The following is a 541-nucleotide window of genomic DNA, read 5'->3' on the forward strand; positions in this document are numbered from 1 at the left end:
GCTGTGGCATATTGTGCTGCCTCTGAACGGTGATTTCTATCGTCCGAGACTCCAGCTTGCCCTCGCGGAGCATTGTGCGGAACTTTTCGCGGGTTGATTTCGTTTCAGCGCTTGAATCTGCCAGCGCTTCGGTTTTGCCTGTATCTCCGGCAGAAGCATGTTCGCTGTTATTCTCCGCCGACGCATTTTTTCCGTTTGACGATATGACGGGTAACGGCGGCGCTGCTTTTTTGTGTTTTTTGTTTTTTTCGCTTCCGGGGAGTAAAATGTTGAGCAATTCGTTCTCTACGCGGATCTCCGCGGTCTTCCGCAGCCCCTCTTTCATCTCGGTCTTGACCATATTGAACGCAATCGCCGCAAGATCGCGCACCATTGATTCCACGTCGCGCCCTACATAGCCGACTTCGGTGTATTTTGTCGCCTCTATCTTCAGAAACGGCGCATTGCAGAGCTTGGCAAGCCGTCTGGCGATTTCGGTCTTGCCTACGCCCGTAGGACCAATCATCAGAATATTTTTAGGCGCAATCTCGTCTAGAATGTC

At 51.8% G+C, this 541-nt stretch carries 1 protein-coding gene; it reads right to left on the reverse strand.

Annotation, left to right across the window (positions count from 1 at the left end):
* Positions 1-505: AAA family ATPase (locus AWU74_RS07705; RefSeq protein WP_306701082.1), on the reverse strand; the 505-nt coding region annotated here is incomplete at its 3' end.
* Positions 506-541 lie beyond the last annotated feature (36 nt).

The sequence above is a fragment of the Treponema endosymbiont of Eucomonympha sp. genome (assembly GCF_001028545.1).